Source organism: Nocardiopsis coralliicola (assembly GCF_054779695.1).
The window spans coordinates 1-15,475 of the sequence record NZ_BAAGXT010000039.1; the positions used below are offsets into that span (position 1 = coordinate 1).

The 15,475-nt window shown below is 69.9% G+C and carries 8 protein-coding genes and 1 pseudogene; 1 reads left to right on the forward strand and 8 read right to left on the reverse strand.

The window, feature by feature from the left end; translation table 11 throughout:
- A pseudogene (locus ACYVGT_RS21635) lies at nucleotides 1-252 on the forward strand (hypothetical protein); the annotation flags it as partial.
- A gap of 138 nt (nucleotides 253-390) precedes the next feature.
- Here ACYVGT_RS21635 and ACYVGT_RS21640 read toward each other — a convergent pair.
- From ACYVGT_RS21640 to metH, 8 genes are all read right to left on the reverse strand, one after another.
- A complete protein-coding gene (locus ACYVGT_RS21640; protein WP_460861432.1) occupies nucleotides 391-2,250 on the reverse strand; it encodes a dipeptide ABC transporter ATP-binding protein in 1,860 nt (619 codons plus the stop codon).
- Nucleotides 2,251-2,326: 76 nt separating this feature from the next.
- A complete protein-coding gene (locus ACYVGT_RS21645; protein WP_460861434.1) occupies nucleotides 2,327-3,340 on the reverse strand; it encodes an ABC transporter permease in 1,014 nt (337 codons plus the stop codon).
- A 102-nt stretch (nucleotides 3,341-3,442) separates the two neighbouring features.
- The gene (locus ACYVGT_RS21650) at nucleotides 3,443-5,197 is read right to left on the reverse strand and encodes an ABC transporter substrate-binding protein (RefSeq protein WP_460861438.1); all 1,755 of its coding nucleotides are present in this window, start codon (nucleotides 5,195-5,197) and stop codon (nucleotides 3,443-3,445) included.
- Nucleotides 5,198-5,268: 71 nt separating this feature from the next.
- Nucleotides 5,269-6,294 (reverse strand): ABC transporter permease, encoded by a 1,026-nt coding sequence (locus tag ACYVGT_RS21655; RefSeq protein ID WP_460861441.1) that lies wholly within the window; start codon nucleotides 6,292-6,294, stop codon nucleotides 5,269-5,271.
- An 808-nt stretch (nucleotides 6,295-7,102) separates the two neighbouring features.
- Nucleotides 7,103-7,618: a cellulose synthase gene (locus ACYVGT_RS21660; protein ID WP_460861445.1), complete on the reverse strand. Its 516-nt coding sequence runs from the start codon at nucleotides 7,616-7,618 to the stop codon at nucleotides 7,103-7,105.
- Nucleotides 7,619-7,805: 187 nt separating this feature from the next.
- A complete protein-coding gene (locus ACYVGT_RS21665) occupies nucleotides 7,806-9,617 on the reverse strand; it encodes an ABC transporter substrate-binding protein (RefSeq protein ID WP_460861449.1) in 1,812 nt (603 codons plus the stop codon).
- Between the two features lie 299 nt (nucleotides 9,618-9,916).
- Nucleotides 9,917-11,686, reverse strand: coding sequence for an ABC transporter substrate-binding protein (locus ACYVGT_RS21670; protein WP_460861451.1), 1,770 nt, complete (start codon nucleotides 11,684-11,686; stop codon nucleotides 9,917-9,919).
- Nucleotides 11,687-11,979: 293 nt separating this feature from the next.
- A complete protein-coding gene (gene metH, locus ACYVGT_RS21675; protein ID WP_460861452.1) occupies nucleotides 11,980-15,444 on the reverse strand; it encodes a methionine synthase in 3,465 nt (1,154 codons plus the stop codon).
- Nucleotides 15,445-15,475 lie beyond the last annotated feature (31 nt).

The following is a 15,475-nucleotide window of genomic DNA, read 5'->3' on the forward strand; positions in this document are numbered from 1 at the left end:
CGCACGGCCGCAGTGGCGGCTCCGGCGGGCGCGGTGGCGGCCGGCGAGCGGCCGGCGGGCTCGGCGCAGCTGTGGATCGGCGGGGCCCTCCTGGCCGTCGCCGTCCTGACGTGGGCCGCCGATGCCGCAGGCCCGCTCGCCGGTGGCGCGGTGGAGTTCTCCGGGTGGCCCGGCCCCCTCCAGGCCGGCCAAGCCACCGTCGGCGCGGCGCTGGTCGCCTGGGGCCTCATCGCCCGGTCCGCGGGCCGCTGACGCGCGCCGCCGGCCCGCCGCTCTCCCCCGGCCTGCGCCGGCTCGGACCGTGCCGGCCGGCCGCTCAGCGAAGGAGAAGGACGGCGGCCGCAGCGGAGGACTCCGCTGCGGCCGCCGTACGGTGCGGTGCGCCGGCCCCTAGGCGGCGCGGGAGCCGCCGGAGCGCTCGGCGCGCAGCCGGACCCGCTCGGCGCGGTTGGCGCGCGCCTCGTCGGGGTCGAGCAGCGGAGCCGCGTTGAGCAGCGACTTCGTGTACTCGTCCCGCGGGTCCTCGTACACCTCGTCGCTGGTGCGCATCTCCACGATCTCGCCCTTGCGCATGACCGCGACGCGGTCGCTGACCTGGCGGACCACCGCGAGGTCGTGCGCGACGAAGATGTAGGTCAGGTCGAAGTCGTCCTGCAGCTCCGACAGCAGCCGCAGCACCTGGTCCTGGGTCGAGACGTCCAGCGCGGAGACCGGCTCGTCGCAGATGACGAGCTTGGGGCGGAGGATCAGCGCGCGGGCGATGGCGATGCGCTGGCGCTGGCCGCCGGAGAACGCGTGCGGGAAGCGGCTGTAGTGCGTCGGCTCCAGGCCGACCCGCTCCAGCAGCGCCTGCACCTTGCGCTTGATCTCCTTGCCGTCCTTCTCACCCTGGACGCGCAGCGCGGTGCCGATCGTGTCGCCGATCGTCAGCCGCGGGTTGAGCGAGGAGTAGGGGTTCTGGAACACCATCTGGATGTCGCGGCGCAGCGGCCGGAGCTGCCGCTCGCCCATCGAGGTGATGTCGCGGCCCTCGAAGGTGATGGTGCCGGAGGTGGGCTGGAGCAGCCGCATCACCATCCGGGACAGCGTCGACTTGCCGGAGCCGGACTCGCCGACGATGCCCAGCGTCTCGCCCTTGAACAGGTCGAAGGAGGCGTCGTTGACGGCGAAGAAGTCCGAGGAGCCGCCGAGCTTCCCGCCGCGGACCTTGAACTTCATGAAGAGGTTCTCGGCGCGCAGCAGCGGCTCGCTGCCGGTCTCCCATCCGGCTCCGGAGGCCGGCTCAGCGGCCGCGGCGCCCTCTTCGGCCCCGGTGCCCTTCGCCTCGCCGCCGGCGTCCCCGGCGGCGGTCTCCGCCTGTTCGCCTGCCGTCCCGCCACTGGTCCGCGCGCGGTCGGCGCGGATCTCGGCGCGGCGCTGGGCGCGGGAGACCTCGACCCGCGGCACCGCGTCCAGCAGTGCCCGGGTGTAGGCGTGCTCCGGCGCAGAGAGCACCTGGCGGACGTCGCCGTACTCGACGGCCTTCCCCTTCTGCATGACCAGCACCTCGTCGACCGAGCCGGCCACCACGGCCAGGTCGTGGCTGACGAGGATGAGCGACATGCCCAGGTCGCGGCGGAGGTCGTCGAGGAGGTCGAGGATCTGCGCCTGGACCGTGACGTCCAGGGCCGTGGTGGGTTCGTCGGCGAGCAGTACCTTCGGGTCGCACATCAGCGCCATGGCGATGACGACGCGCTGCCGCATGCCGCCGGAGAACTCGTGCGGGTAGGAGTTGACGCGCTGCGCCGGGTTGGGGATGCCCACCCGCTCCAGCGACTCCACCGCGCGCTTCTTCGCCTCGGCCTTGGACGCCGACGGGCGGTGCGTCCGGTACGCCTCGATGAGCTGGTTGCCCACCGTGTACTGCGGGTGCAGCGAGGACATCGGGTCCTGGAAGACCATGGCGATGTCGTTGCCGCGCATCTCCCGGATCCGCTCGTTCTTCGCCGAAACGATGTCGGTGCCGTTGACCGAGATCTCACCGGTGATGACCGCGCTGGTGCCGCGGTGCAGGCCCATCAGCGCCAGCGACGTGGCGCTCTTGCCGGATCCGGACTCGCCGACGATGCCGAGGGCGCCGCTGGGGGGCACCTCGAAGGACAGGCCGGCGACGGCGTGCACGTCGCCGTCCATCGTGGGGAAGGTGATGGACAGATCCTGGACCCGGACCGCCGCGGGTGCGGGTTCCTGCCCGTTTTCCGGGGTCGTCATTGCGGGTTCTTCCTTCGGATCGGGCCCGCCGCCGCTGGGCGGCGCGGCGAGCGGGAGTACGTCGCGCGGGCGTGCATCAGCCGGCCACTCGCACCCGGGGGTCGACCCAGGCGTAGAGCATGTCGACGATGAGGTTGGCGATCACGATGAAGAAGGCGCCGAAGAGGGTGACCCCGAGGATCACCGGGAGGTCCTGGGAGATGATCGCCTGGACCGCGTAGCGCCCGATGCCGTTCAGCGAGAACACCTGCTCGGTGAGGACGGCGCCGCCCAGCACCAGGCCGATGTCGAGGCCGAAGATGGTGACGATGGGGGTCAGCGTCGGCCGCAGGCCGTGCTTGAGGATGACGGTCCGCTCCTTGAGGCCCTTGGCCCGGGCGGTGCGGATGTAGTCCTCGCCCATCGTCTCCAGCATGCCCGCGCGGGTCTGGCGGGCGTACTGCGCGGCGTGCAGGAAGGCGAGCGTCACCCACGGGAGGAAGAGCCCGGCTGCCCAGGCGATCGGGTTCTCCATCAGCGGGGTGTAGGTCGGAGTCTCGAACAGGCCCCAGGCGTGCACCAGGAACGCCAGGGCGAGCAGGCCGGTGAAGAAGATCGGCAGGGAGACGCCGGCCAGCGCGACGGTCATCGCGAGGCGGTCGAAGATGCTGCCCTTCTTGACGGCGGACAGCACGCCCACCGCGACGCCGCCGATCAGCCAGATGACGCCGGCGCCCAGGCCGAGGGAGAACGTCACCGGGAGGCGCTCGACGAGCTGGGGGAAGACCTCGGTGTAGTTCTGGAAGGAGTAGCCGAAGCACGGCGCGTTGCAGGCGACCTCGCGGCCGCCGAACGTGTAGGTGGCGCCGACGAAGATGCCCTTGATGAACTCCCAGAACTGCAGCGCGACGGGCTGGTCCAGGTTGAGGCGGTCGATCGTCGCCTCGATCGCCTCGGCGGTGGGCGCCTTGCCGACGTACATCGTGGCCAGCTGCTGGGTGGTCTGCCCGGCCATCCGGGGCACGACGTAGAAGATCATGAACGTCACGAGGGTGACGATGGCGAGCAGCAGGACGCCGGCGCCCAGGCGACGAAGAATGTATGTGACCAACGTGTCCGGCCGCGGAGGCCGGCCGGGCCCGGTCGGGGCCCGGCCGCCCCCGCGGCCTTCACCTGCCTTACTCTCGGCTCGAAGGTTCGGGGGTCCGGTTGACTACGAGCCGCTCGTGCCCAGCAGCATGTAGTCGTACATTGCGTAGCCGGCGGTGAAGTGCACGTTGGTGAGGTTCTCCGGCCGGTACAGCACCGACTTCTCGAACACGGCCGGCAGGATCGCTCCGGTCTCCATCACGCGGCGGTCGATCTCCTTGTAAAGCCGCTCCTGCTCCGCGGGGTCCTCGTTGGCGACCGCGTCGTCGAGCATCGTGTTGATCTCGGGGTCGTCCAGCTCGGAGATGTTGGAGTTGCCGGCCGGCTTGATGTTGTCGCCGTGGATGATGTAGCTGAGGAACCCGTAGCCGGTGGGCCAGTCCGGGATCCACCCGTAGACGTTCAGGCCCAGTTCCTCTTCGGCGACGAAGTCCGGCGAGCCGGCCTGGGTGTTGGTGAACGAGTCGGACGGGTACTGCTTGATGCTGGTCTCGATGCCGACGCGGTCCAGGCTCTGCTGGACGGCCTCGGCGACCGCGACCTCGGTGGGCCGGTCGGAGCGGACACCGATGTTGGTGCTGAAGCCGTCCGGCTCGCCGCACTCCTCGAGCTTCTCCTCGGCCTTGGCGACGTCGCCCTTGTCACCCTCGGAGGGGTACAGGTCGATGTCGGGGTCGTGGCCGGGGATGGTCGGCGGAATGACGTCGTTGGGGATGGCGCCGCCGGCGGAGCCGCCCCAGGCGCGCTGCATCGAGTCGTGGTCGGCCGCGTACATGATGGCCTGCCGGCACGCCTCGTTGTCCAGCGGCTCCATCACCGTGTTGACGGCGATGTAGCGCAGCGCCCCAGTCTCGGGGTTGTCGACGAACGCCTTCTCGTCCTCGCTGCTGAGCACCTCGCCCTTCTTGGCGGGGCCCAGACCGGTGCCGGCGAGGTCGACGTCGAGCTCGCCGTTCATCAGGCGCTGGTCGATCTCGTTCTGCTCGACGCTCTCCTCGACGGTGACCTTGTCCGGCAGCGCGCTGCGGATCGGGTCGGACTCGGCGTCCCACTCCTCGTTGCGGACCAGGTTCAGGCCGTTGCCCGGGGTCCAGCCGCCCTCGAACTTGTAGGGCCCGGAGGAGACGACGTTCTCCTGGTACTGCTGGCCGGTGTCGGAGTCGGCCGGAACCGGCGCCGTCTGCGGCTGCAGCAGGACGTAGGGGAAGTCGGCGAAGGGCTCCTTGAGGTGGAACACCAGGGTCTTGTCGTCCGGCGTCTCGACACCGTCGAAGCCCGCCAGCGGGTCGCTGGGGTTGGCGTTGACGCCCTCGTAGTCCTCGCTGTCGGCGAGCAGCTCGGCGAAGTACTTCGGCCCGTTGGGCAGGGCGTCCTCGCCGAAGTTGGAGCGCGCGATGCCGTACTTGATGTCCTCGGAGGTCACCTCGGTGCCGTCCTCGAACCTGATGCCGTCGCGGAGCTTCACCGTGTAGGTGCGGCCCTCGTCGGTGACCTCGGGCATCTCGGCGGCCATGTCCGGCACCGCCTCGGTGGACTTCTCACCGGGCTCGGTGCTGTAGGACAGCAGCGTGCGGGCGTAGTACCGGCTGAAGTTCCACATGTAGCCGTAGTAGGTGTTGCCCGGGTCGGTGCTCTCAATGTTGGACGACATCGCATAGCGCAGCGTGCCGCCGGTCTCCTCAGAGGCGTTGACCGTCTCCGTGGTGCCCTGGTCGAAGGTGCCCGACGCAGAGTCGCCGCCCCCGCCGGTCCCGCAGGAGCTGAGGAGCAGCGCGGAGGACACGCCCAGCGCCGCCAGCCCCAGTGCTCGGATGCTCAATTTCTTGCCTTTCTCGTGTGCGCGTGCCCATCGCCGCGCCGGGAGGGTCGCCCCCGGACGGTCCGGTCGGCTCAATCGGAGGAGCGGGGGTCGAATGCGTCCCGCAGGCCGTCACCGAAGAGGTTGAAGGCCAGCACCGTGATGAAGATGGCCAGACCCGGGATGATCACGTAATGGGGCGACGTGGTGTAGAAGTCCAGCGAATTGGACAACATGCCGCCCCAGCTCGGGGTGGGGGGGTTGATTCCGACACCGAGGAAGGAGAGGGAGGCTTCGAAGATGATGTTGGTCGGGATGAGGAGGGTCGAGTAGACGAGGATCGGCGTGATGAGGTTCGGCAGGATCTCGCGGAAGAGGATGTGTCCGCTGCCGGCGCCGAGGCTGCGCGCCGCCTCGATGAATTCGCGCTCCTTCAGGGTGAGCGTCTGGCCCCGGACGATGCGTCCGATATAGGGCCAGTTGAAGAAGCCGATGATGAAGATCAGTAGCGCGACGCGGAGTCCGTTGCCCTGGAGGCCGAAGGCGCCGTCGGGGATGACGCCGGCCAGCGCGATCGCGAAGAGCAGGAGCGGGAAGGCGAGGAAGATGTCCATCGCCCGGCTGATCACGGTGTCCACCCAGCCGCCGAAGTAGCCGGCGACGATGCCCAGCACGGTGCCGATGACGACGCACAGGATGGTGGCGCCGAAGGCGACCAGCAGGGAGATCTGCGCGCCGTAGACGACGCGGCTGAACAGGTCGCGGCCGGTGACCGGCTCCAGGCCGAGCAGGTGCTGGCCGGAGATGCCGCCCCAGGAGTCGATCCCGGAGACCGGGTCGTCGGGGTTGTTGAGCACGCCGCCGGTCAGCGGGTCCATCAGGTCCTGGTGGAACTCGTTGGGCGGGAAGCCGAACCAGCGCGCCAGGAGCGGCGCGAACAGCGCCATCAGGCACAGGAGCACCACGACGACGGCGCCGGCCATGGCGACCCGGTCGCGGCGGAAGCGCTGCCAGGCGATCTGCCGCAGCGACCGCTCCGCGGCGACCTTCCCGCCGCCGGCGGCGGCAGCTTCGGCAGCGCCGTCCGCCTGGTCGGGTGCGTGCGAAGGCGCGCTCATGGCACCACTACTCCCCCACTACTCCGCTGGTATCGCGGCCGGCGCGTGTCGCGTCGGCCGGCGCGGTGCGACCGCCCCCGCCGTGCCGGCCGATCGGGCCGTACCGGTTGGTCCGGACACCGCTCCGGCGGAGGGTTGCTCCGCGCGGATGCCGCCGGCAGCCGGCGGCCGACATTGCCGACGCAGCCGACGCGACACTCGACGTGGCTAACAGGTTTCGTGCAGACGGGTATGCACGGCGATCAATGTACGCCGGGTCATATGCCTGAACGTCCAATTGCAGCCGTTGTGGCTGAATCGTGACGGCTATCCGACGTTTCCGTCATATCACGCTGAACATCACAGTCGTCACTCATCGTCACCGAGTCTGCCCGATGCGGCCGCCGACGGCTTCGAGGCGCGCCCTGCACCCCGATTCCGCCTCCGGCTGCAGCAATACTATGGCGATGTCGGGAGCATAAGTACACATAAACGGGCAAAATTCGCAGCTCTTGCCCTGTACCGCGCAGCGGTCCGCGGAACCTGCGGCGCTCCGCGGCCGCCGGGCGCCCTGCCGGCGGATTCTGCCGGCCGCCCGGCAGCGGAATTCAGCCGGGTTCCCCCGGCGGGCGCAGTGGGCCTGAACGGCCGCGGCCGGAGGGGGCCGGCGGGCCGGGCGCACGGGGAGCTGCGCCTGAGCGCGTGCACGCCGAGGCGCTCAGGCCGCAGGGGGCCCGGTGCCCAGACGGAGAGCGCCCTCCGCAGAGGGCGCTCTCGGGCCGCACGGACGCAGCCGGGCGGCCTGCCGGGCGCACCCGGCAGGCCGCGGCTATTCGATGCCGTGCTTGCGCAGCAGGTCCTCGATGTCGCCGAAGTCGTCGTCGCCGGAGCCCTTGCCCGGCTTGGCGCCCTTGGCGCCCGCGGCGGCTCCGCCCGTACCCGCGCCTGCAGCTGCGGCGGGGATCTGGGCCCCGGATCCGCCGGCGTCGGCGGCGGGGGCGCTCGCGCCGGCCTTGGCCGCCTTGGTGCGGACGCCGACGCCGCGCGAGCGCATCACCCCGGAGGCGACGAACAGCACGACGGCGATCCCGGTGACGACCACACCGGCCCACACCATCGGGTTGAACAGCAGCCCGGCCAGGATTCCGATGACGTCGCTGACCGTCCGCCACAGCGTGTTCATCAGGCCGAGCAGGCCCGCGGCCAGGGGGACGAGGGACCACGCGACACCGCGCAGCCCCGCTGCGGCGCCCTTGCGGCGCCACACCACCCAGGAGATGAGCAGCCCCACGATGGTGATGGCCGCACCCAGCATCGGACCCGCGATCGGCAATGTCTCCGGCATGTCCCCAGTCTCGCATCCGGCGCGCGGACGCACATCCGGCCGTTCCCCTAGGGTTTGCCCTTCGGAATGCATGCTGCGGGCAATCCGCGGCGCCGGGCCCGCCTGCGCAGCGCCGCCCGCGCCGGGGCCCGGCCGCCCCGCAGGCGAGCGGGGCGGCCGGGCGGCTGCTGCTCCGGCGCCGCCGGCGCTACCCGGTCTCGGTGGTGCCCAGGGACATGTAGTCGTACATCTTCCAGCTCGGGTTGAAGAACACGTTGGTCACGTTCTCCGGCCGATAGAGCACGGCCTTGCTGTAGACCATCGGCACGATCACGGCCTGCTCCATGGCGAGCAGGTCGATCTCGGTGTAGGCCGCGTTGCGGTCCGCCTCCTCGGGCATTCCGACGACCTCGTCGAAGAGCTTGTTGGCCTCGTCGTTGTCGAACTCGGAGATGTTGGAGTTGCCGGCCTCCTTGATGGCGTCGCCGTCCAGGATCTGGCTCATGTAGCCGTAGCCGCTGTCCCAGTCCGGAAGCCAGCCGTAGATGTTCAGGGCCATCTCGTTGTCCTGCACGAAGCTCGGCGAGCCCGCCTGGGTGTTGGTGAAGGTGTCGGAGGGGAACTGCTCGATCGACACGTCGATGCCGACCTGGTCCAGGCTCTCCTGGATCGCCTCGGCCGCGGCGACCTCGGACGGGCGGTCGCTGCGCACGCCCAGCTTGGCGGAGAAGCCGCCCTCCTCGCCGCACTCGGCGACCATCTCCTCGGCCTTGGCCGGGTCGCCCTCCTGCGCCTCCGGGTCCGCGGGCGGGTAGACCTGGCTGTCCGGGTCGTGGCCGGTGACGCCGGGCGGCAGGATGGTGTTGGCCATCTCCCCGCCGGCGTCGCCGCCCCAGGCGCGCCACACCGCGTTGCGGTTGAGGCCGTACTGCACGGCCTGGCGGCACTCCAGCGTGTCGAACGGCTCGACCCGGGTGTTCACCGAGAGGTAGTAGTGGCCGCCGTTGAGCGGGTTGTCCAGCTGCGGGCGGACCGCTTCGTCTTGGACGACCTGGCCCTTCTGCGCGGGGCCCAGGCCGGTGCCGCCGAGGTCGACGTCGAGGTCGCCGTTCATCAGCCGCTGGTCGATCTCGTTCTGCTCGACGCCCTCTTCGACGGTGACCCGGTCCGGCAGCGCCTCGCGGATCGGGTCGGAGGCGGGGTCCCACTCCTCATTGCGCACCAGGCTGAGCCCGTTCCCCGGGGTCCAGTCCTCTTCGAACTTGTAGGGCCCGGAGGAGAGCACGCGCTCCTGGTACTGCTCGCCGGTGTCGGCGTCGGCGGGAATCGGCGCGCTCTGCGGCTGGACAAGGACGAACGGGAAGTCGTAGAAGGCGCCCTTGAGCTTGAAGACCAGTGTGTGGTCGTCCGGCGTCTCGATTCCGTCGAAGCCGGCGAGCGGGTCGTCGGCGTCCTCGTACGGTCCTTCGTAGTCGTCGCTCTCGGCGAGGTGCTCCTTGTAGTACTTCGGGCCGTTGGGCAGGGCGTCCGGCCCGTAGTTGGAGCGCGCGATGGCGTACTTGATGTCTTCGGCGACGATCTCCTCGCCGTCCTCATACTTCAGGCCCTGCTTGAGCTTGACGGTGTAGGTCTCACCGTCCTCGCTGACCTCCGGCTCGCCCTCCGCCAGGTCGGGAACGACCTCGCGCCCTTCTTCGCCGGGTGCCGTGTCGTAGGTGTAGAGCGTGCGGGCGTAGTAGCGGGAGAAGTTCCAGACGTAGCCGTAGTAGCTGTTGCCCGGGTCGGTGCTTTCGACGTTCGCCGTGATCGCGTAGCGGAGCGTGCCGCCCTGCTCGTCGGAGGCGTTGACGACCTCCGTCGAGCCCTGGTCGAACTCCGCGCCGGCGCCGCCGCCGTCCTCGCCGCCCGTGGCGCAGGCGGTGAGCGCGAGCAGCGCCGCAGCGGCCGCGGCCGCTCCGCGCAGCGCGCGGGGGCGCCGCCGTGCGGTTCCGGGGCGGTGTCCCTGTGCCGGTGATGCCATCCGGCCTCCTCAGTGTCGCTGAAGGAAGCAGCACCGGCACGGCCTTGTGGGCCGCCCCCGGGTGCGGCCGCAGCCGCCCATCGCCGGTGATGCGCGTGGAGGCCAATCTAGAGAGCGCCCCGCGCCGCTTCGTCACGATCACCGATCACTTGGATAACGGCGACGCCTCGGCACGGTGCGGCAGCACCGGACCTGCCGGACGGCGGCGCCGATGGGAAGGGCCCGGGCCCCGGCGTTCTGCCGGAGTCCCGGGCCCGCTGCCCGTGTGCGCCGAGGCGCTCAGGCGCTCCCGCGGATGGCTACTCGCCGCCGGACGTGGTGCCCAGGGCCATGTAGTCGTACATCTTCCAGCTCGGGTTGAAGTACACGTTGGTGAGGTTCTCCGGCCGGTAGAGCACGGCCTTGTGGTAGATCATCGGGACGATGACCGCCTCTTCCATCGCGATGCGGTCGATGTCGGTGTACATCTGGACCCGCTCGTCCTCGTCCTCGACGGCGACGGCCTCATCGAAGAGCTTGTTGGCCTCGTCGTTGTCGAACTCGGAGATGTTGGAGTTGCCGGCCTCCTTGATGGCGTCGCCGTCCAGGATCTGGCTCATGTAGCCGTAGCCGGTGTTCCAGTCGGGCATCCAGCCGTAGATGTTCAGCCCGAGCTCGTTCTCGTGCACGAAGCTCGGCGAACCGGCCTGGGTGTTGGTGAAGGTGTCGGACGGGTACTGCTCGATCGACACGTCGATGCCCACGCGGCCGAGGCCGTCCTGGATGGCCTCGGCTGCCGCGACCTCGGCGGGGCGGTCGCTGCGGACGCCCAGGTTGGTGCTGATGCCGTCCTCGCCGCACTCGGAGAGCATCTCCTCGGCCTTGGCCGGGTCGCCCTCCTGCGCCTCGGCGTCGGCCGGCGGGTAGAGGTCGCTCTCGCTGTCGTGGCCGGGCACGACCGGCGGCAGGATGGTGTTGGCCATGTCGCCGCCGGCGGCACCGCCCCAGGCGCGCCAGACGGCGTCCCGGTTCAGGCCGTACTGCACGGCCTGGCGGCACTCGAGCTTGTCGAACGGCTCGACCTTGGTGTTGACGTTCAGGAAGTAGTGCGCGCCGTTCTGCGGGTTGTCCAGGAGGGTCTTGGCCTCCTCGTCCTGCAGCAGCTCGCCCTTCTTCGCCGGGCCGAGCCCGGTGCCGCCGAGGTCGACGTCGAGGTCGCCGTTGGCGAGGCGGTTGTCGATCTCGTTCTGATCGACGCTCTCCTCCATGGTGATCTCGTCCGGCAGCGCCGTGCGGATCGGGTCGGACTCGGCGTCCCACTCCTCGTTGCGCACGAGGGTGAAGCCGTTGCCCGGCGTCCACTTGTCCTCGAACTTGTAGGGGCCGGAGGAGACGACCTTCTCCTGGTACTGCTCGCCGGTGTCGGCGTCGGCCGGGACCGGGGCGCTCTGCGGCTGCGCGAGCACGTAGGGGAAGTCGTAGAAGGCGCCCTTGAGCTTGAAGACCAGCGTGTGGTCGTCCGGCGTCTCGATACCGTCGAAACCGTCGAGCGGGTCGTCGGTGTCGGCGTAGGGGCCCTCGTAGTCGTCGCTTTCGGCGAGGTGCTCCTTGTAGTACTTCGGGCCGTTCGGCAGGGCGTCGGGGCCGAAGTTGGAGCGCGCGATGGCGTACTTGACGTCTTCGGCCACGATCTCGGAGCCGTCTTCGTACTTCAGGCCCTCCTTGAGCTTGACGGTGTAGGTCTCACCGTCGTCGCTCACCTCCGGCTCGCCCTCGGCCAGGTCGGGAACGACCTCGCGGCCCTCTTCCCCGGGTGCGGGGTTGTAGGTGTAGAGCGTGCGGGCGTAGTAGCGGCTGAAGTTCCAGACGTAGCCGTAGTAGGTGTTGCCCGGGTCGGTGCTCTCAATGTTGGACGCCATGGCGTACCGGAGCGTGCCGCCCTGCTCGTCGGAGGCGTTGACGACCTCTTCGATCCCCTGGTCGAAGGCGACGTCGCCGCCGGCGCCGTCATCGCCGCCGGAGCCGCAGGCCGACAGCAGCAGCGTGGCCGACGCGGCCACCGCAACGCTGCCCAGCGCTGTTCTTCTCAATGTTCAGCCTCTCATCAGCACTACTGGTGGGGGCATCAGCAGAGCAGGCGCCCACCCCCCTGAGCGGACGGATGAGGCCGGTACGTCACACCTGATGCACGTAGCGGCCAATTTAGGCGAAGTTAAGTCACAATTCGTCTAAGTTGCGGTAAATAGTGTGCGCCACCGCACCATGCGATGCGGCTGATACGCACGGTAGGCCAGCGCACGTCAGCGGCGTCGGCAGCGCGCCGGGGGCGCCGCGCGCAGTGCGCGGCGCCCCCGGATTCCGCTGCTGCCGTATGCGGCCGCGGCTAGACGTTGAAGTACTTCGCCTCGGGGTGGTGGATCACGATGGCGTCGGTGGCCTGCTCGGGGACGAGCTGGAACTCCTCGGACAGGGTGACGCCGACCCGCTCGGGCTCCAGGAGCTGCACGATCTTCGCGCGGTCCTCGAGGTCGGGGCAGGCACCGTAGCCGAGCGAGAAGCGGGCACCGCGGTAGCCGAGCTTGAAGAACGCCTCCAGTTCGGCCGGGTCCTGGCCGGAGAAGCCCAGCTCGGAGCGGATCCGGGTGTGCCAGTACTCCGCGAGCGCCTCGGTGAGCTGCACCGAGAGTCCGTGCAGTTCGAGGTAGTCGCGGTAGGCGTTCTTCTCGAACAGCTCCTGGGTGGCGCGGCTGATTCCGGAGCCGACGGTGACGATCTGGAAGGCCGCGACGTCGGTCTCGCCGGAGGACTTGGGCCGGAAGTAGTCCGCCAGGCAGAGGTGCTTGTCGCGGCGCTGCCGGGGGAAGCTGAACCGGGTCCGCTCGCCGCCGGCCTCGTCCAGGATGACCAGGTCGTCGCCCTCGCTGTAGCAGGGGAAGTAGCCGTAGACGACGGCCGCCTCCAGCAGGCCCTCGGTCTGCATCCGGTCCATCCACATCCGCATCCGCGGCCGGCCCTCGGTCTCGACGAGCTCCTCGTAGGTGGGCCCGCCGCCGCGCGCGCCCTTCAGGCCCCACTGGCCCATGAAGGTGGCGCGCTCGTCCAGGAACGCGGCGTAGTCGGCGAGCGGGATGCCCTTGCTGATCCGGTCGCCCCAGAACGGCGGCTTCGGCACCGGGTTGTCGATGGCGGTGTCGCTGCGCTCGGGCATGTCCTCGGGCGCGGTCACCTGCAGCTTGGCCTTGCTCTTGACGCGGCGGGTGCGCAGCGCGGGCAGCTCGGCGCCCTCTTCGCCGCGCTTGACGGCCATGAACGCGTCCATCAGCCGCAGGCCCTCGAAGGCGTCCTTGGCGTAGCGGACTTCGCCGGTGAACAGCGAGGCGAGGTCCTCCTCCACGTAGGAGCGGGTCAGCGCGGCGCCGCCGAGCAGCACCGGGAAGCGCTCGGACATCCCGCGGGAGTTCATCTCCTCCAGGTTCTCCCGCATGATCACCGTGGACTTCACCAGCAGGCCGGACATGCCGATGATGTCGGCCTTGTTCTCCTCGGCCGCCTCCAGGATCGCGTTCACCGGCTGCTTGATGCCGATGTTGACCACGTCGTAGCCGTTGTTGGAGAGGATGATGTCGACGAGGTTCTTGCCGATGTCGTGGACGTCGCCCTTGACGGTGGCGAGCACGATGCGGCCCTTGCCGTCGTCGTCGGTCTTCTCCATGTGCGGCTCGAGGTGGGCCACCGCCGACTTCATGACCTCGGCGGACTTGAGCACGAACGGCAGCTGCATCTGGCCGGAGCCGAACAGCTCGCCGACGGTCTTCATGCCGGCCAGCAGCGAGTCGTTCACGATCTGCAGCGCGGGGCGCTCCTGCAGGGCCTCGTCGAGGTCCTCCTCCATGCCGACCTGCTGGCCGTCGACGATGCGCCGCTCCAGGCGCTCCCAGAGCGGCAGGGCGGCGAGCGCCTCGGCGCGGGACGCCTTCATCGCAGCGGCGTCGACGCCCTCGAACAGCTCCATGAAGGTGGCGAGCGGGTCGTAGTCGCCGTCGCGCCGGTCATAGATCAGGTCGAGGGCGGCCTTGCGCTGCTCCTCGGGGATCTGGTTCATCGGCAGGATCTTGGACGCGTGCACGATGGCCGAGTCCAGGCCCGCCTCGACCGCCTCGGCGAGGTAGACCGAGTTGAGGATGATGCGGCCGGCCGGGTTGAGGCCGAAGGAGAGGTTGGACAGGCCCAGGGTGGTCTGCACCTCGGGGTAGCGCTCCTTGAGGCCGCGGATGGCCTCCAGGGTCTCGATGCCGTCCCGCCGGGTCTCCTCCTGCCCGGTGGTGATGGGGAAGGTGAGGCAGTCGATGATGATGTCGCCGGTGCGCATGCCCCAGCTGCCGGTGAGCTCGTCGATGAGCCGCGAGGCCACCCGCAGCTTCCAGTCGGCGGTCCGCGCCTGGCCGTCCTCGTCGATGCAGAGGCCGACCACCGCGGCGCCGTGCTCGCGGACGAGCCGCATGATCCGGGTGAACCGGGAGTCGGGGCCGTCGCCGTCCTCGTAGTTGACCGAGTTCACCACGGCGCGCCCGCCGACCAGCTCCAGGCCGGCCTCGAGCACCTCGGGCTCAGTGGAGTCGAGCATCAGCGGCAGCGTGGAGGCGGTGCCCAGCCGCGAGGCGAGCTCGCGCATGTCCTGGGCGCCGTCCCGGCCGACATAGTCGATGTTGAGGTCGAGCAGGTGGGCGCCGTCGCTGATCTGCTCGCGGGCGATCTCGACGCAGTCGTCGTAGCGCTCCTCGACCATCGCCTGGCGGAACTTCTTGGAGCCGTTGGCGTTGGTGCGCTCGCCGATGGCCAGGTAGGAGGCGTCCTGGCGGAACGGCACGCTCTGGTAGAGCGAGGCGGCGGCGGTCGGCGAGAGCGGAGAGCGGTCGGTGACGCCCCGGCCCCCGACGCGCTCCACAACCTGGCGCAGGTGCTCGGGCGTGGTTCCGCAGCAGCCGCCGACCATGGACAGGCCGAACTCGGTGGTGAAGGTGTCGTGGGCGTCGGCGAGCTCGCTCGGCTGCAGCGGGTAGACCGCGCCGTCGGCGCCCAGCTCGGGGAGGCCGGCGTTGGGCATGCAGGAGATCGGCACCCGCGAGTGCTGCGCGAGATAGCGCAGGTGCTCGCTCATCTCGGCCGGGCCGGTGGCGCAGTTGAGGCCGATCATGTCGATGCCGAGCGGCTCGAGCGCGGTCAGCGCGGCGCCGATCTCGGAGCCCATCAGCATGGTGCCGGTGGTCTCGATGGTGACCTGGGCGATCACCGGGATGTCCGAGCCCAGCGCGGTGCGGGCCCGCATCGCCGCGATCACCGCGGCCTTGGTCTGCAGCGGGTCCTGGCAGGTCTCGACGAGGATGGCGTCGGCGCCGCCCTCGATGAGGCCGCGGTGGCACTGCTCGTAGTAGTCGCGCAGGGTGGCGAAGGGCGCGTGGCCCAGCGAGGGGAGCTTGGTGCCGGGGCCGACGGAGCCGAGGACGTAGCGGTCCCGGCCGTCGGTGTAGGAGTCGGCGGCCTCGCGCGCGATGCGGGCACCGGACTCGGCCAGCTCGTAGGTGCGCTCGACGATGTCGTACTCGCCGAGGTTGCCGAAGTTCGCGCCGAAGGTGTTGGTCTCGACGCAGTCCACGCCGACGTCGAAGAAGGCTTGATGCGTGGAGCGCACGACGTCGGGGCGGGTGATGTTGAGGATCTCGTTGCAGCCTTCATGGCCCTCGAAGTCATCGAGGTCGAGATCGTGGGCCTGCAGCATGGTACCCATCGCGCCGTCGGCAACAATGACGCGCTGAGCGAGGGCATCGCGGAAGGAGAGTCGAGAACTCATAGGAGTTCACTGTAGTGCGCGCGGGTCTGCG

What these genes read in the sequence shown, in the direction of transcription:
- ACYVGT_RS21640 (WP_460861432.1), bottom strand. Translation starts at nt 2,250, where the DNA reads ATGACGACCCCGGAAAACGGGCAGGAACCCGCACCCGCGGCGGTCCGG.
- ACYVGT_RS21665 (WP_460861449.1), bottom strand. Translation starts at nt 9,617, where the DNA reads ATGGCATCACCGGCACAGGGACACCGCCCCGGAACCGCACGGCGGCGC.
- ACYVGT_RS21655 (WP_460861441.1), bottom strand. Translation starts at nt 6,294, where the DNA reads ATGAGCGCGCCTTCGCACGCACCCGACCAGGCGGACGGCGCTGCCGAA.
- metH (WP_460861452.1), bottom strand. Translation starts at nt 15,444, where the DNA reads ATGAGTTCTCGACTCTCCTTCCGCGATGCCCTCGCTCAGCGCGTCATT.
- ACYVGT_RS21660 (WP_460861445.1), bottom strand. Translation starts at nt 7,618, where the DNA reads ATGCCGGAGACATTGCCGATCGCGGGTCCGATGCTGGGTGCGGCCATC.